General features: G+C 58.3%; 14 protein-coding genes. 7 read left to right on the top strand and 7 right to left on the bottom strand.

All coding sequences use genetic code 11. The features are described from left to right. Window positions 1-275 precede the first annotated feature (275 nt). Genes feoA through feoC form a run of 3 tightly spaced genes read left to right on the top strand, consistent with a single transcriptional unit; the run spans window position 276 to window position 3,099 of the window. Window positions 276-503, top strand: a complete 228-nt coding sequence (feoA, locus tag ACR809_RS01685; protein WP_002920506.1) for a ferrous iron transporter A — start codon at window positions 276-278, stop codon at window positions 501-503. Window positions 504-531: 28 nt separating this feature from the next. Further along, a complete protein-coding gene (gene feoB / locus ACR809_RS01680; protein ID WP_122051044.1) occupies window positions 532-2,850 on the top strand; it encodes a Fe(2+) transporter permease subunit FeoB in 2,319 nt (772 codons plus the stop codon). 9 nt (window positions 2,851-2,859) lie between these two features. Beyond that, a complete protein-coding gene (feoC, locus tag ACR809_RS01675) occupies window positions 2,860-3,099 on the top strand; it encodes a [Fe-S]-dependent transcriptional repressor FeoC (RefSeq protein ID WP_002920509.1) in 240 nt (79 codons plus the stop codon). A gap of 88 nt (window positions 3,100-3,187) precedes the next feature. Here the strand turns inward: feoC and ACR809_RS01670 are convergent, their stop codons facing one another. Together ACR809_RS01670 and bioH are read right to left on the bottom strand one after the other, a co-directional pair. Next, window positions 3,188-3,457 carry a YdgH/BhsA/McbA-like domain containing protein gene (locus ACR809_RS01670; RefSeq protein ID WP_002920510.1) on the bottom strand — a complete coding sequence of 90 codons (270 nt, stop codon included), beginning with the start codon at window positions 3,455-3,457 and terminating at the stop codon, window positions 3,188-3,190. A 120-nt stretch (window positions 3,458-3,577) separates the two neighbouring features. Beyond that, window positions 3,578-4,351, bottom strand: coding sequence for a pimeloyl-ACP methyl ester esterase BioH (gene bioH, locus ACR809_RS01665; RefSeq protein ID WP_004174021.1), 774 nt, complete (start codon window positions 4,349-4,351; stop codon window positions 3,578-3,580). Window positions 4,352-4,389: 38 nt separating this feature from the next. Here bioH and gntX point away from each other — a divergent pair, with 38 nt between their 5' ends. The 3 genes from gntX to gntT all read left to right on the top strand — a co-directional run bounded on the left by gntX (window position 4,390) and on the right by gntT (window position 7,351). Continuing rightward, window positions 4,390-5,064, top strand: coding sequence for a DNA utilization protein GntX (gene gntX / locus ACR809_RS01660; RefSeq protein WP_004185961.1), 675 nt, complete (start codon window positions 4,390-4,392; stop codon window positions 5,062-5,064). A gap of 58 nt (window positions 5,065-5,122) precedes the next feature. Then, window positions 5,123-5,698, top strand: coding sequence for a Fe-S biogenesis protein NfuA (gene nfuA / locus ACR809_RS01655; RefSeq protein WP_002920540.1), 576 nt, complete (start codon window positions 5,123-5,125; stop codon window positions 5,696-5,698). 336 nt (window positions 5,699-6,034) lie between these two features. Continuing rightward, on the top strand, window positions 6,035-7,351 hold the full coding sequence (gntT, locus tag ACR809_RS01650) for a gluconate transporter (protein ID WP_002920542.1): 1,317 nt from the start codon (window positions 6,035-6,037) through the stop codon (window positions 7,349-7,351). 102 nt (window positions 7,352-7,453) lie between these two features. Here gntT and malQ read toward each other — a convergent pair whose 3' ends face one another. Continuing rightward, on the bottom strand, window positions 7,454-9,547 hold the full coding sequence (gene malQ / locus ACR809_RS01645) for a 4-alpha-glucanotransferase (RefSeq protein ID WP_122051043.1): 2,094 nt from the start codon (window positions 9,545-9,547) through the stop codon (window positions 7,454-7,456). A gap of 10 nt (window positions 9,548-9,557) precedes the next feature. Next, window positions 9,558-11,948, bottom strand: a complete 2,391-nt coding sequence (gene malP / locus ACR809_RS01640) for a maltodextrin phosphorylase (RefSeq protein WP_004151407.1) — start codon at window positions 11,946-11,948, stop codon at window positions 9,558-9,560. Between the two features lie 624 nt (window positions 11,949-12,572). Between malP and malT the strand changes: the two genes are divergently transcribed. Beyond that, entirely contained in the window at window positions 12,573-15,278 is a 2,706-nt protein-coding gene (malT, locus tag ACR809_RS01635; protein WP_002920545.1) for an HTH-type transcriptional regulator MalT, read from the top strand. Window positions 15,279-15,293: 15 nt separating this feature from the next. Here malT and ACR809_RS01630 read toward each other — a convergent pair whose 3' ends face one another. From ACR809_RS01630 to glpE, 3 genes are read right to left on the bottom strand one after another with little or no spacing between them, the layout of a single operon-like run. Next, a complete protein-coding gene (locus tag ACR809_RS01630; RefSeq protein ID WP_002920548.1) occupies window positions 15,294-16,052 on the bottom strand; it encodes a DeoR/GlpR family transcriptional regulator in 759 nt (252 codons plus the stop codon). A 49-nt stretch (window positions 16,053-16,101) separates the two neighbouring features. Beyond that, window positions 16,102-16,932, bottom strand: coding sequence for a rhomboid family intramembrane serine protease GlpG (glpG, locus tag ACR809_RS01625; RefSeq protein ID WP_004151408.1), 831 nt, complete (start codon window positions 16,930-16,932; stop codon window positions 16,102-16,104). A gap of 50 nt (window positions 16,933-16,982) precedes the next feature. Beyond that, entirely contained in the window at window positions 16,983-17,312 is a 330-nt protein-coding gene (glpE, locus tag ACR809_RS01620) for a thiosulfate sulfurtransferase GlpE (protein WP_002920552.1), read from the bottom strand. Between the last annotated feature and the right edge of the window lie 42 nt (window positions 17,313-17,354).

Raw genomic sequence — 17,354 nt, 5'->3', positions numbered from 1 at the left:
TCGTTAACTTCAGAAACCTTAATTAAACATTAGATCGCCGAAATAATATTTCGCGCATTTTTGATTACAGGCTGACTTTGCGGCATATCAATAAAAAGGTGATTTTCACTTTAAAAATAGCCTGCAGCGCATCATATGTATTGATGATAAAAACCATTCTCATTATCATCGATTACAGAACGTTTTTTCTTTTTTCGTTGGCTACGGTCCCCGGCGCAACTGCCTCCAGGCGTCCGGAAAATTCTTCTTCGGTTAGCGATAGACAAGTAGGCCCTATGCAATTCACACCTGATAGTGCGTGGAAAATTACCGGTTTTTCTCGCGATATTAGCCCAGCATACCGTCAGAAACTGCTCTCCCTCGGCATGCTGCCCGGTTCCTCTTTTCATGTGGTTCGCGTGGCGCCGCTCGGCGATCCTGTTCATATTGAAACCCGACGCGTCAGTCTGGTATTACGCAAAAAAGATCTCGCCTTAATCGAACTGGAAGCGGTTGCACAATAACGGCTGGCCCGGCACAAGAGTCTGAAATATGCAAAAATTAACCGTTGGTTTAATTGGTAATCCTAATTCCGGCAAGACCACCTTATTTAATCAGCTGACCGGCGCTCGCCAGCGCGTGGGCAACTGGGCTGGGGTGACCGTTGAGCGTAAAGAGGGGATTTTCGCCACCACTGACCACCAGGTCACGCTGGTCGACCTCCCGGGAACCTACTCCCTGACCACCATCTCCTCGCAGACCTCGCTGGACGAGCAGATTGCCTGTCACTACATCCTGAGCGGCGACGCCGACATGCTGATTAACGTGGTCGATGCCTCCAACCTCGAGCGCAACCTCTATCTGACGCTGCAGCTGCTCGAGCTGGGGATCCCCTGCGTCGTCGCGCTGAACATGCTGGATATCGCCGAAAAGCAACAGGTGCGGATCGATATCGACGCCCTCGCCGCCCGTCTCGGTTGCCCGGTGATTCCGCTGGTATCGACTCGCGGACGGGGGATCGAAGCGCTGAAGATCGCCCTCGACCGTCATCAGGCGAACAGCGATCTTGAGCTGGTCCACTATCCGCAGCCGCTGCTGCGCGAAGCTGACCTGCTGGCGCAGCAGATGTCAGCGCAGATCCCGACCCGGCAGCGGCGCTGGCTGGGTCTGCAGATGCTGGAGGGCGATATCTACAGCCGGGCCTATGCCGGCGACGCCGCCGATAAACTGGATATCGCCCTGGCGAATCTCAGCGACGAGATCGACGACCCGTCGCTGCACATCGCTGACGCGCGCTATCAGACCATCGCCGCCATTTGCGACGCCGTCAGCAATACCCTGACCGCCGAACCAAGCCGCTTCACCGCCGCGATGGACAAAGTGATCCTCAACCGCTTCCTCGGGTTGCCGATTTTTCTCTTTGTCATGTACTTGATGTTCCTGCTGGCGATCAACATCGGCGGCGCGCTGCAGCCGATTTTCGATGCCGGCTCAGTCGCGATCTTTGTGCATGGCATTCAATGGCTGGGTTACACCCTGCACTTCCCGGACTGGCTGACCGTGTTCCTCGCCCAGGGGATCGGCGGCGGTATCAACACCGTGCTGCCGCTGGTGCCGCAGATCGGCATGATGTATCTGTTTCTCTCCTTCCTTGAGGACTCCGGCTACATGGCGCGCGCCGCCTTTGTGATGGATCGCCTGATGCAAGCCCTCGGCCTGCCAGGGAAATCCTTCGTCCCGCTGATTGTCGGTTTTGGCTGCAACGTGCCGTCGGTGATGGGCGCCCGCACCCTTGACGCGCCGCGCGAGCGTCTGATGACCATTATGATGGCGCCGTTTATGTCCTGCGGCGCGCGGCTGGCGATCTTCGCCGTCTTCGCGGCCGCCTTCTTTGGGCAGAACGGCGCGCTGGCGGTCTTCTCGCTCTATGTGCTGGGCATTGTGATGGCCATCCTCACCGGCCTGATGCTGAAGCACACCATTATGCGCGGCGAAGCCTCGCCGTTCGTGATGGAGCTGCCGGTGTACCACGTCCCGCATATCAAGAGCCTGATTATCCAGACCTGGCAGCGCCTGAAAGGCTTTGTGCTGCGCGCCGGGAAGGTGATCGTCATCGTCAGCATCTTCCTCAGCGCGCTGAACAGCTTCTCACTGAGCGGTAAGGTCGTCGACAACATCAACGACTCCGCGCTGGCCTCGGTGAGCCGGGTCATTACGCCGGTGTTTAAACCGATCGGCGTGCATGAAGATAACTGGCAGGCCACCGTCGGCCTGTTTACCGGCGCGATGGCGAAAGAGGTGGTAGTGGGTACGCTGAACACCCTCTATACCGCCGAAGATATCCAGAATGAGGAATTCAATCCGCAGACCTTCAGTCTCGGCGAAGAACTGCTCGCTGCCGTCGATGAGACATGGCAGGGACTGAAAGACACCTTCAGCCTCAGCGTCCTGGCCAACCCCATCGAAGCCAGCAAAGGCGATGGCGAAATGGCCACCGGCGCCATGGGGGTGATGGGCAGTAAATTTGGCAGCGCAGCGGCGGCATACAGCTACCTGATCTTCGTCCTGCTCTATATTCCCTGCATCTCGGTGATGGGCGCCATCGCCCGCGAATCAAGCCGCGGCTGGATGACCTTCTCCATCCTGTGGGGGCTGAATATCGCCTATTCGCTCTCGACGCTCTATTACCAGACCGTTAGCTTTAGCGATCACCCGCGCTACAGTCTGGTATGTATCCTGGCGGTAGTGTTGTTCAACGTGGTGCTCTTCGGCCTGTTGCGCCGGGCGCGCAGCCGGGTGGACGTCTCGCTGCTGGCCACGCGAAAAACGCCGGCCTCCTGCTGTTCCAGCCCGGCTGGCGATTGCCACTAAGGAGGGACTGTGGCGTCGTTAATGGAAGTCCGCGATATGCTGGCCCTGCAGGGCCGCATGGAGGCGAAACAGCTCAGTGCTCGCCTGCAGACACCTCAGCCGCTGATTGACGCCATGCTTGAGCGAATGGAAGCCATGGGTAAGGTGGTCCGGATCAGCGAAACGAGCGAGGGCTGCCTCTCCGGCAGCTGTAAAAGTTGCCCTGAAGGGAAAGCGGCGTGCCGGCAGGAGTGGTGGGCGCTGCGATGAAAGGAGTCAGGCCTGGTCGCGCAACGAGGTAAAACGAGTAAGACAGCTATGAAAAACGGGCCAGCAGGCCCGTTTTCTTATGACTGGATTATTTATAAACGTCAGCGTTCGCGTGTACGGTTTTTTCGTTTTTCTGCCCGGCAATCACCACAAAGTATTTCCCACCCAGCTCATCGGCTTTTTTCGACAGATCGCGTCGGGCATCCATCGGCGACGTCGTCCTGGAGGTCGTAATGCTACCGACCTTGGTCAGATTCATCTTCGCCACGTCTTCTTTTTGGATCTCTTTCGCGGCGAATGCGCCGAAAGAGAGGGTGCCTATCACCAGAGATGCAACCATTCCTGTAACAAGTTTCATAGCCTCTACTCTCCATAAGGTTGTTATTGTAGGTCACGGTGGCGGATTGAAATAATCAACCACCGTAACAACCTAAGTATTGCTAGGAATGGCCCTTTTACCATGGCGCGGCAAAAAAAATTACCCCAGCCGCGTCTTCAGCGCCAGCAGCGGCTCGCAGAAGGCCGCGGGATGGGAAACAAACGGCGCATGCGCGGCCTTATCGAAGAGGATTGACTCGCTTTCCGGCCACAGGTCATCCAGCAACGGGACGATCTTGCGCGGCACCAGTCCATCCAGCCGGCCATACAGCCGCAGAAACGGCATCGGCAGCCTGACCAGCGCCTGACGCAGATCGACGGTTCTGAGGATCTCCAGTCCGCCATTCAGCGCCTCGGCGGAAGGCATCGGCAGCGAGAGCACCGCCTGCTTTAACGCCCGCGCATCCTGACGCGCGCTCTCTGTGCCCATGGTTTGCAGGGCGAGGAATCGCTCGACGGTGCGCTGGAAATCGTCGCTCAGCTGCTGCTGAAATCCGGCCAGCACCTCGGGCTTGATGCCGGGCCAGTCGTCACGAGCCGCGAAACAGGGGGAAGAGGCAACCGTCACCAGCGCCTGCACGCGTTCCGGACGCATAATCGCGACCTGGCTGGCCACCAGCCCGCCCAGGCTCCAGCCCAGCCACACCGCCTGTGGAGGGGCCTGCTCCAGCACCCGCTGCGCCATCGCCTCCAGCGACATCGCCCCAAACCCGCCGCTGCGGCCATAGCCCGGCAGATCCACCAGGTGGAGGGTAAAATGCGAAGCCAGCTGCGGCGTGATGCAATCCCATACCTGAGCGTTCAGCCCCCAGCCGTGCAGCAGCACAAGATGACAATCTCCTTCGCCGATTGTTTGCCACCAGATGTCGTTCATCCGTTACCGTTCTCTTTTTACTGGACAGAAGGCCAAATATGCTAACAGCACACAGCTTATGCTGGCTATGCCAAATGCCGCTGGCAGTCGCCCGCTGGGGGATCTGCTCCCGCTGCAGCCGCGCCCTGCTCGCCTGTCCCCCGCTCTGCCCGCAGTGCGGCCTGCCGGCGGCGGCATCCCGTCACCCCTGCGGCCGCTGCCTGCAAAAGCCGCCTCCCTGGCATCGGCTGGTGGCGGTCAATGACTATCGCCCGCCGCTGAGCGGTCTGGTGCAGCAGCTGAAGTTTCACCATCGCCCGGAGCTGGGCCCCGCCCTCGCGCGTCTGCTGCTGCAGCGCCTTCTGCAGCGTGACGATTTGCCGCCAGTAGACGCTCTGGTCGGCGTGCCGCTATGGCATCGCCGTCGCTGGCGCCGGGGTTATAATCAGTGCGACGAACTGTGCCGACCGTTAGCCCGCTGGCGAGGATGCGTCTGGCATCGCGAAGGCCTGACTCGCCAGCGAGCCGGCGCCGTCCAACATTCGCTCAATGCCCGCCAGCGCAGGCAGAACCTGAAAAATGCCTTTCAGCTTGAATTTGCCGTGCAGGGACTCCATATCGCTCTGGTGGATGATGTCGTCACGACCGGCAGCACCGTCGCTGAGATATCCCGCCTGCTTTTGCGAAACGGCGCCGCGACGGTTCAGGTATGGTGTTTGTGCCGTACCTTGTAGACCCCCGCTGATGGGCGTATTATAACCCAGTAAAATAGTCAACTATTAGGCCAACGCTATGATCCGTATTTCCGATGCTGCACAAGCGCACTTTGCCAAACTGCTGGCAAATCAGGAAGAAGGGACGCAAATTCGCGTATTTGTGATTAATCCCGGCACCCCAAACGCTGAGTGCGGCGTATCTTACTGCCCACCGGATGCGGTGGAAGACACCGACACGGCGCTGAAATTTGAACAGCTGACCGCCTATGTCGATGAGCTCAGCGCGCCCTATCTGGAAGACGCTGAAATTGATTTCGTCACTGACCAGCTCGGCTCGCAGCTGACGCTGAAAGCGCCGAACGCCAAAATGCGCAAAGTCTCTGACGATGCCCCGCTGATGGAGCGCGTCGAGTACCTGCTGCAGTCGCAGATTAACCCGCAGCTGGCAGGCCACGGCGGCCGCGTATCGCTGATGGAGATCACCGACGACGGTCTGGCTATCCTGCAGTTCGGCGGCGGATGCAACGGCTGCTCGATGGTCGACGTGACCCTGAAAGAAGGTATTGAAAAACAGCTGCTGAACGAGTTTCCGGAGCTGAAAGGGGTTCGCGATCTGACCGAGCACCAGCGCGGCGAGCACTCCTACTACTAAACCCTTCCTCCGGCGGCAGCCTGCCGCCGGATCGCCGTGATCCATTCTGTGTTACCGCGCAACATCTCTCGCTAAACGACCGGCAAAAACCGGGGAAAGAGTATGACTTAAGTCTCATATTTAACATTTTCCCCCGTCAGGTGATTCTCAACCCTCACATGTTACCCGTATCATCCATTTCAGGCGCCACCGGCAAAAAAATAGCCAGCTATCCTTTCTCTGGGTAAGGATAATGCAAGCGTTTACGGTGCCAGACTATTTTGCTCCCTGACGGAGCGGATGCTCTACAGGTTCGAACTTTGACGTTACCCATAACAAATTAAGGCCAGGTAAATCATGCCATTAGTCATCGTTGCTATCGGGGTTGCCCTGTTGTTGCTGTTAATGATCCGTTTCAAAATGAACGGCTTCATTGCGCTGGTTCTGGTGGCGCTCGCCGTCGGATTAATGCAGGGTATGCCACTGGATAAAGTGATCGTCTCCATCAAAAACGGCGTTGGCGGCACCCTTGGCAGCCTCGCGCTGATCATGGGCTTCGGCGCTATGCTCGGTAAGCTGCTGGCAGACTGCGGCGGCGCCCAGCGTATCGCCACCACGCTTATCAATAAGTTCGGTAAGAAGCATATTCAGTGGGCGGTGGTCCTGACCGGCTTCACCGTTGGCTTCGCCCTGTTCTATGAAGTGGGCTTCGTGCTGATGCTGCCGCTGGTGTTCACCATCGCCGCCTCGGCCCGTATTCCGTTGCTGTACGTCGGCGTACCGATGGCAGCCGCGCTCTCCGTCACCCACGGCTTCCTGCCGCCGCATCCGGGTCCGACCGCGATCGCCACCATCTTCCATGCCGATATGGGCAAAACGCTGCTCTACGGCACCATTCTGGCTATCCCGACGGTTATCCTGGCGGGACCGGTGTTTGCGCGCTTCCTGAAAGGGATAGATAAGCCGATCCCGGAAGGCCTGCATAACCCGAAAGTGTTCACTGAAGAAGAGATGCCAGGCTTTGGCGTCAGCGTCTGGACCTCGCTGGTTCCGGTGATCCTGATGGCGATGCGCGCCGTGGCTGAGATGATCCTGCCGAAAGGCCACGCCTTCCTGCCAATTGCCGAGTTCTTCGGCGACCCGGTGATGGCCACCCTGATTGCGGTACTGATTGCCCTGTTCACCTTCGGTTTGAACCGCGGCCGCTCCATGGAGCAGATCAACGATACCCTGACCTCTTCGATCAAAATCATCGCCATGATGCTGTTGATCATCGGCGGCGGCGGCGCCTTCAAGCAGGTGCTGGTGGATAGCGGCATGGATAAATACATCGCCTCTATCATGCACGAATCGAACATGTCTCCGCTGTTTATGGCGTGGTCTATCGCCGCGGTGCTGCGTATCGCGCTGGGTTCGGCGACCGTAGCCGCCATCACCGCGGGCGGGATTGCCGCGCCGCTGATCGCCACCACCGGCGTCAGCCCGGAGCTGATGGTTATCGCCGTTGGCTCCGGCAGCGTTATCTTCTCCCACGTCAACGATCCGGGCTTCTGGCTGTTCAAAGAGTACTTTAACCTGACCATCGGCGAGACCATCAAGTCCTGGTCGGTGCTGGAAACCATTATCTCAGTCTGCGGCCTGGTGGGCTGTCTGCTGCTGGGGATGGTGGTGTAAGGTCACTCCCGCCACAGAAAAAGGCCGGTCCGCGTGAAGCGGGCCGGCCTTTTTTATCGGACATGCTCTTCGCCGCGCAGAGGAGCGCGCGGCAGGAAGTTATCAGGAGGCGGCTTTCTTGCTCGCCGCCTTGCGCCGTTTATCCAGATCCTTAATCAGCTTATTGACCCGTTCATCGGCAAACATCTGCTCCAGGGTGACGGACAGCTTCCGGCGCCAGTTCGGGTACTCGGTGCTGGTGCCCGGAATGTTAACCGGCGTCGCTATCTCCAGCCAGTCTTCCGGCTGCAGGCCCAGCAGGGCGCTGTTGCTGTCGGCAATATAACGCTGCATCCCCCGGTTGAGGATCCCCGTCATGCTCATCAGCGAGGCCTTATGGCCGGCGCGCTTGGGCAGACAGCCGTACTTATGCAGTGCGTCCAGCAGCCCTTGTTTCGCCAGCTCGCGGTCCTGGTACAGTCCGCGCAGCACCACCTCATCAGGATAGAGGCCCAGCGCTTTACCTAACGTCAGATCGCCGCTTTCCCAGTAGCCGCGGAGAGTGGGCAGGTCGTGCGTCGTCGCCACAGCCATTGATTGCTCCGGGTACAGCGCCGGCGCGCGGAACGTTTTCTCTGCATCACTCTCAAAATAGAGCACCTTATAAGAATAGACGCCGCTGTTGCGTAACTTGCTGACGATCTCCACCGGTACCGTGCCCAGATCTTCACCGATCACCATGCAGCGATGACGCTGGCTTTCCAGCGCCAGAAGCGACAGCAGATCGTCGACCGGATACTGAACGTAAGCGCCATGGTCGGCGGTTTCACCATATGGGATCCACCACAGACGCAGCACAGACATCACGTGATCGATGCGCAGCGCGCCGCAGTTCTGCATATTAGCGCGCAGCAGGTCGATAAACGGCTCATAGGCGCGGGCGGCAATGATATGCGGATCCATCGGCGGCAGGCCCCAGTTCTGGCCCAGCGGGCCCAGAATATCCGGCGGCGCGCCTACGGATGCTTTCAGGCAGTACAGTTCACGATCGCACCAGGTTTCCGACCCGCCCTCGGCGACGCCCACCGCCAGGTCGCGGTAGAGGCCGATCGGCATGCCGTCACGCTGGCTGGTTTCCCAGCAGGCGGCAAACTGACTCCAGGCCAGCCACTGCAGCCAGAGATAGAAACTGACGTCATCCTCATGCTCAACGCAGAAGGCTCTCACCTCCGGGCTGTCGATATCCTGAAAGGCCTTCGGCCAGACGGGCCAGCCCCAGCGCAGCGGGTCCTGTTGTACCTGCCAGGCGTGCAGCGCATCGAAAGCCGCCTGCCAGTAGAGGCTTTCCCCTTCGCGCAGAACAAACTCGCGGAACGCTGTCATCTGCTCATCTTCACGACGAGAGAATTGTTTCCACGCCATACGCAGCGCGGTCATTTTCAGCGTAGTGACGGCGGTATAATCCACATCGTCCGTTTCCCGCGCCGCCTGCAGTGCCTGCTGCGTTGCCGGAGACTGCCACCACGCCTGCGCCTCTTCGCTACGCTGGAAATCTTCAACCGCGTTGACGTCGATATAAATAACGTTCAGCCAGCGACGTGAAGACGGGCTATAGGGGCTGGCGCTCTCCGGGTTCGCCGGATAGAGGGCATGAATCGGGTTAAGGCCAATAAACGACCCGCCGCGGCGGGCGATTTCCGGCAGCATGGCCCGCAGATCGCCAAAATCGCCGATCCCCCAGTTTTTCTCTGAGCGCAGGGTATACAGCTGCACGCAGGTGCCCCACAGCTTTTTCCCCTCTTTCAGCGGCTGCGGCTCATAGCAGCGGGCTGGCGCGACGATAGTCCGGCAGTGCCAGCGCTCCCCCTCCTGGGTGAGGGTCAGGGAGTGGTACCCCTCCGGCAGTTTGGCCGGCAGCGGCAGCGTCTCGCCGCCGCGGGTTTTCCCTTGATACTGCTTACCGTCCTCAGTAGTCAGGATCCACTGATACTCACCGCGTCCTGCCACCGGCAGCGACATTTTTTTGCCGTGAGTGAAAATTTTCACGTTCGGCAGCGGGTTAACCGCCACTTTCGTGGCGGCGGTAGAGCGATGCATCGCATCCAGCAGGCGCTGTTTGGTGACAGCCGCGATAGACTGCGGCTTGCCGTGCGCGTTGATATAGCTGGGGCTGATGCCCGCCGCCAGCGCGGCATTATCGAGGAGTTTACTCTCCATAGGCCTTCCTTTAGCGTTTCGCCTGCCAGATACGTTGCTGATAATCGCGGATCGAGCGGTCGGAGCTGAACATGCCGCAGCGCGCGGTGTTGAGGATAGCCGCGCGGGTCCAGGCCTCCTCGTCGCGATACAGCTCATCTACCCGTTTTTGCGCCGCTACGTAGGCTTCGAAATCGGCCAGCACCAGGTACGGATCGCCGCCCTGCAGCAGGCTGTGCAGCATCTGATCGAAGGCATGCTTGTCGCCGTTGCTGTAGGTGCCGTTCTCCAGCTCCTTAAGCACCGCATCGAGCAGCTTGTCTTTTTTACGCCATTTCAGCGGATCGTAGCCTTTCGCTTTCAGGGCTTTCACCTCTTCAACCGTGTGGCCGAAGATAAAGATGTTCTCCTCGCCCACCTGCTCAGCGATTTCCACGTTAGCGCCATCCAGCGTCCCGACGGTCAGCGCGCCGTTCAGCGCCAGCTTCATGTTGCCGGTGCCAGAGGCTTCTTTACCCGCGGTGGAGATCTGCTCGGAGATATCCGCCGCCGGGATCAGTTTTTCTGCTGCCGATACACAATAGTCCGGCAGGAAGACCACCTTCAGCTTATCGCCGACTTTCGGGTCGTTGTTGATCGCTTCCGCTACCTTATTGATGGCAAAAATAATGTTTTTCGCCAGATAGTAGCCCGGCGCCGCTTTCGCGCCGAACAGGAAGACGCGCGGTACGCGGTCGGACTGCGGGTTTTCGCGGATCTCTTTGTACAGCGCAAGGATATGCAGCAGGTTAAGGTGCTGACGCTTATACTCGTGCAGACGTTTGATCTGGATATCGAAGATCGCCTGCGGGTTGATCTCAATCCCGGTACGCTGCTTCACAAACTCAGCCAGATGAACTTTGTTGGCCTGCTTGATATCGCGATAAGTCTGACGGAACGCCGCATCGTCAGCATATTTTTCCAGGTTGATCAGCTGGTCGAGGTCATTGGCCCACTCTTTTTTCAGCGTCTCATCCAGCAGCGAGGCCAGCGCCGGGTTGCACTGCTTGATCCAGCGGCGCGGCGTGATGCCGTTGGTCACGTTATGGAATTTGTTCGGCCACAGCTGGTTATATTCCGGGAACAGATCTTTTACCACCAGATCCGAGTGCAGCGCCGCCACGCCGTTGACAGCAAAGCCGCCCACCACGCACATGTTGGCCATCCGAACCTGTTTGTCATGCACCACCGCCAGCTTCGCCCAGACCTGCTTATCGCCCGGCCAGGTTTTGTCCACCAGCTGTTTAAAGCGGTCGTTGATCTCTTTAATGATCTGCATATGGCGCGGCAGCAGCGCTTTTACTAACTTCTCATCCCAGCATTCCAACGCTTCCGGCATCAGGGTGTGGTTGGTGTAAGCAAAGGTTTTGCTGGTGATCGCCCAGGCGTCGTCCCAGCTCAGCTGGTGCTCGTCGATCAGCACGCGCAGCAGCTCCGGGATGGCGATGGTCGGGTGCGTATCGTTCAGCTGGATCACTTCGTAATCCGCCAGTTCGGCCAGCTTGCGGCCTGCCAGATGATGACGGCGCAGGATATCGGCCACTGAGCAGGCGCACTGGAAGTACTGCTGCATCAGGCGCAGTTTTTTACCGGCCTGATGGTTGTCGTTCGGGTACAGCACCTTGGTCAGTTTTTCCGCGTCGATGCCCTGCTGCTCGGCGCGCAGGAAATCGCCATCGTTGAATTTGGTCAGGTTGAACGGATGAGCGTGTTTGGCCTGCCACAGACGCAGCGGCTGGGCGACGTTGTTGCGATAGCCAAGCACCGGCAGGTCCCAGGCTTCGCCGGTAATGACGAACGCCGGCTGCCATTCGCCGTTTTTGCTGACTTTCCCGCCGATACCTACCTGGACATCCAGCGCTTCGTTATGACGGAACCACGGGTAGCTGCTGCGCCCCCAGTCGTCAGGGGCTTCCATCTGCTGGCCATCGTCAAATGACTGGCGGAACAGGCCATACTGGTAGTTGAGACCGTAACCGGTCGCCGACTGCCCCACCGTCGCCATGGAGTCGAGGAAGCAGGCTGCCAGACGTCCCAGGCCACCGTTACCCAGCGCCGGGTCAGTCTCTTCTTCCAGCAGATCGGTGAGGTTGACATCGTAGCCTTTCAGCGCGTCGCTGACGCCCTCGTACCAGCCCAGGTTGAGCAGGTTGTTGCCGGTCAGACGACCAATCAGAAACTCCATTGAGATGTAGTTAACGTGACGCTGTCCTTGCGCCGGTTTCGCTACCGGCTGCGCCGCCAGGAGTTCCGCCAACGCTCCGCTGACTGCGCGCCACCATTGACGCTGTGTCATCTCGGAAGCGGACTGTAAACCAAAATGCTGCCACTGACGCGTCAGTGCAGCCTGAAACTGAGCTTTGTTAAATGTAGTCTGTGACATAATGAGATCCGGGTCCTTTACTAAAACGATGGCGCTAGTGTGCCGACCTCCCGATTCATCGTCCTCATCCTGACGGGGATTAGACAGGGAGGAGTGGCGGGGATGAGCGAAAAGTGTGATCCTGAACACTATAGTGTGGGCGAGAAGGCAAAAATATGCTGTAAAAATCACCGCGATATGACAATCGAGAGGTTACCTCCGGTAGCTAAAAATTTGTTACAGGCCAATACGCGTAAAAAATCTTCCAGTTCCTCGCCACGTTATTAACAAAATAAATAGAGGCCCCTGAAGAAATAAGCACCTTTCATCGCATTGACCCGCAAAAAAGATTACTTCTAAGAAATCGCTGACAATAATTTAATAAAAACAAACAACTACTCTTAGCGTAAAATAAATCCACCCACACTCCGCCAGCTACCGCCTGAAAACCGCGGCCGACCAGTCCTGCCTGCGATTTTTTCCCATTCTCAGCCAATGTCAAAATTTGTGACATAGAGCAAATTCAAGAGCATAAACTTCGGACATAACTTGCAATAAATTTCATAATCACCGACCTTATTAGATATTAATTACGAAGCGCAAAAAAAATCGCAACCTCTCTCTTGCACAGCGAAATGTAGAACTATGTTGATTCCGTCCAAATTAAGTCGTCCGGTCCGCCTTGAACACACTGTGGTTCGTGAGCGCTTACTGGCGAAACTTTCCGGCGCGAACAATTATCGTCTCGTGCTGATCACCAGTCCTGCCGGGTACGGTAAGACAACGCTCATTTCTCAGTGGGCCGCGGGTAAAAACGATCTTGGGTGGTTTTCGCTGGACGAAGGCGACAACCAGCAGGAGCGTTTTGCCAGCTATCTGATCGCGGCGATTCAGCAGGCTACCGGCAACCACTGCGCGGCCAGTGAAGCGATGGTGCAAAAACGCCAGTACGCCAGTCTCTCCTCTCTTTTTGCGCAGCTGTTTATTGAACTTGCCGACTGGCAGCGCCCGCTGTATCTCGTCATTGATGATTACCATCTGATCAATAATCCGGTGATCCATGACGCGATGCGCTTTTTCCTGCGCCATCAGCCGGAGAATATGACCCTGGTGGTCCTGTCGCGTAACCTGCCGCAGCTGGGCATTGCCAATCTGCGCGTCCGCGATCAGCTTCTGGAGATTGGCAGTCAGCAGCTGGCCTTTACCCACCAGGAGGCGAAACAATTTTTCGACTGTCGTCTGACATCGCCTATCGAAGCCGACGACAGTAGCCGGCTGTGCGACGATGTCGCCGGGTGGGCCACCGCGCTACAACTCATCGCCCTCTCCGCCCGCCAGAATAACTCCTCCGCCCAACACTCCGCCCGCCGCCTCGCCGGGATTAACGCCAGCCATCTGTCGGATTATCTGGTGGATGAAGTGCTGGATAACGTTGACGCCCGCACGCGCAACTTTTTGCTGAAGAGTTCTCTGCTGCGCTCAATGAACGACGCGTTAATCGTGCGCGTCACCGGCGAAGAGAATGGCCAGATGCAGCTGGAGGAGATCGAACGCCAGGGGCTGTTCCTGCAGCGGATGGATGATTCCGGCGAATGGTTCCGCTATCACCCGCTGTTTGGCAGCTTCCTGCGCCAGCGCTGTCAGTGGGAGCTGGCGGTTGAACTACCGGAGATCCACCGCGCCGCCGCGGAAAGCTGGATGGCGCAAGGTTTCCCCAGCGAGGCCATCCACCATGCGCTGGCGGCCGGCGATGCCAAAATGCTGCGCGATATCTTGCTCAATCATGCCTGGGGCATGTTTAACCATAGCGAGCTGGGGCTACTGGAGCAGTCGCTGGCGGCGCTGCCATGGTCCAATCTGCTGGAAAATCCGCGCCTGATCCTGCTCCAGGCCTGGCTGATGCAGAGCCAGCATCGCTACAGCGAAGTCAATACCCTGCTGGCGCGCGCCGAGCAGGAGATGAGTGTGGAAATGGACACCGCGATGCATGGCGACTTCAACGCGCTGCGCGCGCAGGTGGCGATTAACGATGGCGACCAGGACGAGGCGGAACGTCTGTCAATGGTGGCCCTGGAAGAGCTGCCGCTGGCCAACTATTACAGCCGCATCGTCGCCACATCGGTGCATGGCGAAGTTCTCCATTGTAAGGGAAAGCTGACCAAATCCCTCGCCGTGATGCAGCAGACCGAACAGATGGCCCGCCGTCACGACGTATGGCATTACGCCCTGTGGAGCATCATTCAGCAAAGCGAAATCCTCTTCGCCCAGGGCTTCCTGCAGGCCGCCTGGGAGAGCCAGGAGAAAGCCTTCCAGCTGGTACGCGAACAGCATCTTGAGCAGTTGCCGATGCATGAGTTCCTGCTGCGCATCCGTTCTCAGCTGCTGTGGGCATGGGCGCGCCTCGACGAGGCTGAAGCTTGCGCCCGCCAGGGGATGGACGTGCTATCCACCTATCAGCCGCAGCAGCAGCTGCAGTGCCTGGCGCTGATGGTCCAGTGCTCACTGGCGCGCGGCGATCTGGATAATGCCCGCAGCCACCTGAACCGGCTGGAAAACCTGCTCGGTAACGGTCACTATCACAGCGACTGGGTCTCCAACGCCGATAAGGTGCGAGTGATCTACTGGCAGATGACCGGTGATAAAACCGCGGCGGCCAACTGGCTGCGCCAGACGCCAAAGCCGGAGTTCGCCAACAACCACTTCCTGCAGAGCCAGTGGCGCAACATCGCCCGGGCGCAGATCCTGCTGGGCGACTTCGAACCGGCGGAAATGGTGCTGGAAGAGCTGAACGAAAATGCGCGTTCGCTGCGTTTGATGAGCGATCTCAACCGCAACCTGCTGCTGCTCAATCAGCTGTACTGGCAGTCGGGACGCAAGAGCGAAGCGCAGAAAGCCCTGCTGGAAGCCCTGACGCTCGCCAACCGCACCGGTTTTATCAACCACTTTGTGATTGAAGGCGAGGCGATGGCCCAGCAGCTGCGCCAGCTGATCCAGTTGAACACGTTGCCGGAGCTGGAGCAGCATCGCGCCCAGCGTATTCTGCGCGACATCAACCAGCATCATCGCCACAAATTCGCCCACTTTGACGAAGGGTTCGTCGAGCGACTGCTGAATCATCCGGAGGTGCCGGAACTTATCCGCACCAGCCCGCTGACCCAGCGCGAGTGGCAGGTGCTTGGCTTAATCTATTCCGGTTACAGCAACGAGCAGATTGCCGGCGAGCTTGACGTGGCGGCCACCACCATCAAGACCCACATTCGCAACCTGTATCAGAAACTGGGCGTCGCCCACCGGCAGGACGCGGTACAGCATGCCCAGCAGTTACTTAAGATGATGGGATACGGCGTTTGACGACGCCGTTGCCGTTTAGCACAGCTCCAGCTGAAGGTTGTTATCAGTGATCACCTTCAGCACGCCGGCCGGCGGCAGCACGTCGGTATAGACCGCATCGACCATACTGATGCTGCCCATGTTGACCATCGCATTGCGGCCAAACTTGGTATGGTCCACTACCAGCATCACGTGGCGTGAATTCTCAATGATCGCCCGCTTGGTGCGCACTTCATGATAATCAAACTCCAGCAGCGAGCCATCGCTGTCTACACCGCTGATGCCGAGAATGCCGAAGTCGAGGCGGAACTGAGAGATAAAGTCCAGCGTCGCTTCCCCAATAATCCCGCCGTCCCGGCTACGCAGTTCGCCGCCGGCGAGAATAATGCGGAAGTCCTCTTTCACCATCAGCGTGTTGGCGACGTTAAGGTTATTGGTCACAATTCGCAGATCGTTGTGATCGAGCAGAGCGTGCGCCACCGCTTCCGGCGTGGTGCCGATATCAATAAACAGCGTCGCTCCGTCCGGGATCTCGCTGGCCACCCGCCGGGCGATACGCTCTTTCTCCGCCGTCTGGGTCGCTTTGCGATCGTGCCAGGAGGTGTTCACCGAGCTGGAGGGCAGCGCCGCGCCGCCGTGATGGCGGAGGATCATTTTCTGTTCGGCTAAATCGTTCAGGTCGCGGCGGATGGTCTGCGGGCTTACCGCGAACTGCTCAACCAGCTCTTCCGTGCTGACGTAACCCTGTTTTTTTACCAGCTCGATAATGGCGTCATGACGTTGTGTTTGTTTCATGAAATATCCCTGGAAAAATGTCGCCTACCCGACCCCTGTCGGTAAGTCTTTATGCGCGTTTTCGCCCATGTAAGGTATCAACAAACGCCATCGCCAGGCCGGTCGCCAGACCAGCCACGTGCGCGCCGTTGGCGATCGCCATGCCGAAAACGTCAAACCAGCCAGCAATTAACCACACTAAAGAGAAGAGTATCAACCCGCGCTGCAGATAAATACCGCTCTGCGGATCGCGCTCGCCCCGCAGCCAGACGTAGCCCATCAGCGCGTAGACCACGCCCGACAAGCCACCAAACCACGGGCCGCTAAACTGGTGCTGCACGAAGCCGCTTAGCAGAGCGCTGATGACGGTGATCACCACCAGCTTGCCGCTGCCGATGCGCTTTTCCACCGCGCCGCCAAGATACCACCACCATAGCAGGTTGAAGAGAATATGCATCAGCGAGAAATGCATGAAAGCATGGCTGAAATAGCGCCAGGCTTCGAACTGCAGCGAAGGATCGTAGGGCCAGGCCAGCCAAATCATCACCGGCTGATCGCCCAGCAGATTTTGCAGGATGAACACCGCGATGCAGATCAGCAGAATCGCCCAGGTGAACGGGCCGGCGTTATGCCGCAGCGTGGCAAAGAAAGGAAAGCGCTGATAGCGCAACCCGCTATTGGTCTGTCCGGACTGCCAGCTCGCCGCCAGATAGCGCGGGTCCGCCGGGTTTTCGAGAAAACGCGCCAGCTCAGCCCTGACGCGCCCGGCCTGACTCTCATCAGCCAGCCAGACGTCGCTCTGGGTATGCTGCTGGATGGTCAGGATAATCCCCTGCGTCGCCATATAATCGACAAACGCCTGGGCCACCCGCGGGTTGGCAAAAGAGGTAATCATTAACATGCAGCGAATCGCTTATTCCACACAAAGGGGGATAGTATACCTGCCAGTCGTTAAAACGTCCCGCGCGCCACTTCCGCCGGGAAATGGCGATGCCAGGCGTCGAACCCGCCATCAACGCTATAGACCTTATCAAACCCCTGCTGCAGCAGATACTGCGCGGCGCCCTTGCTGCTGTTGCCGTGATAGCACATCACCATCACCGCCGTGTCAAAGTCGTTGTCACGCATAAACGCGCCCAGCGTATCGTTGGTCAGATGAAACGCGCCCGGCGTATGACCCATCGCATAGCTTTGCGGATCGCGGATATCGACCAGTACCGCCGTCTGCTGATGCAGTTTCTGGTGCGCTTCTTCAACATTGATGCATTCAAACTGTTCCATGATTCTCTTCTCTTTCTCGTCATGACGGGCGATGGCCGGCCC

Origin of the sequence: Klebsiella sp. CD33 (assembly GCF_051992865.1) — a bacterium.
In the GTDB taxonomy this organism is placed as follows: Bacteria; Pseudomonadota; Gammaproteobacteria; order Enterobacterales; family Enterobacteriaceae; genus Klebsiella; species Klebsiella pneumoniae.
The sequence above is the reverse complement of the archived record's forward strand: the minus strand, read 5'-3'. Positions and strand labels throughout refer to the sequence as shown.

What these genes read in the sequence shown, in the direction of transcription:
- feoA (WP_002920506.1), top strand. Translation starts at nt 276, where the DNA reads ATGCAATTCACACCTGATAGTGCGTGGAAAATTACCGGTTTTTCTCGC.
- feoB (WP_122051044.1), top strand. Translation starts at nt 532, where the DNA reads ATGCAAAAATTAACCGTTGGTTTAATTGGTAATCCTAATTCCGGCAAG.
- ACR809_RS01670 (WP_002920510.1), bottom strand. Translation starts at nt 3,457, where the DNA reads ATGAAACTTGTTACAGGAATGGTTGCATCTCTGGTGATAGGCACCCTC.
- bioH (WP_004174021.1), bottom strand. Translation starts at nt 4,351, where the DNA reads ATGAACGACATCTGGTGGCAAACAATCGGCGAAGGAGATTGTCATCTT.
- gntX (WP_004185961.1), top strand. Translation starts at nt 4,390, where the DNA reads ATGCTAACAGCACACAGCTTATGCTGGCTATGCCAAATGCCGCTGGCA.
- nfuA (WP_002920540.1), top strand. Translation starts at nt 5,123, where the DNA reads ATGATCCGTATTTCCGATGCTGCACAAGCGCACTTTGCCAAACTGCTG.
- gntT (WP_002920542.1), top strand. Translation starts at nt 6,035, where the DNA reads ATGCCATTAGTCATCGTTGCTATCGGGGTTGCCCTGTTGTTGCTGTTA.
- malQ (WP_122051043.1), bottom strand. Translation starts at nt 9,547, where the DNA reads ATGGAGAGTAAACTCCTCGATAATGCCGCGCTGGCGGCGGGCATCAGC.
- malP (WP_004151407.1), bottom strand. Translation starts at nt 11,948, where the DNA reads ATGTCACAGACTACATTTAACAAAGCTCAGTTTCAGGCTGCACTGACG.
- malT (WP_002920545.1), top strand. Translation starts at nt 12,573, where the DNA reads ATGTTGATTCCGTCCAAATTAAGTCGTCCGGTCCGCCTTGAACACACT.
- ACR809_RS01630 (WP_002920548.1), bottom strand. Translation starts at nt 16,052, where the DNA reads ATGAAACAAACACAACGTCATGACGCCATTATCGAGCTGGTAAAAAAA.
- glpG (WP_004151408.1), bottom strand. Translation starts at nt 16,932, where the DNA reads ATGTTAATGATTACCTCTTTTGCCAACCCGCGGGTGGCCCAGGCGTTT.
- glpE (WP_002920552.1), bottom strand. Translation starts at nt 17,312, where the DNA reads ATGGAACAGTTTGAATGCATCAATGTTGAAGAAGCGCACCAGAAACTG.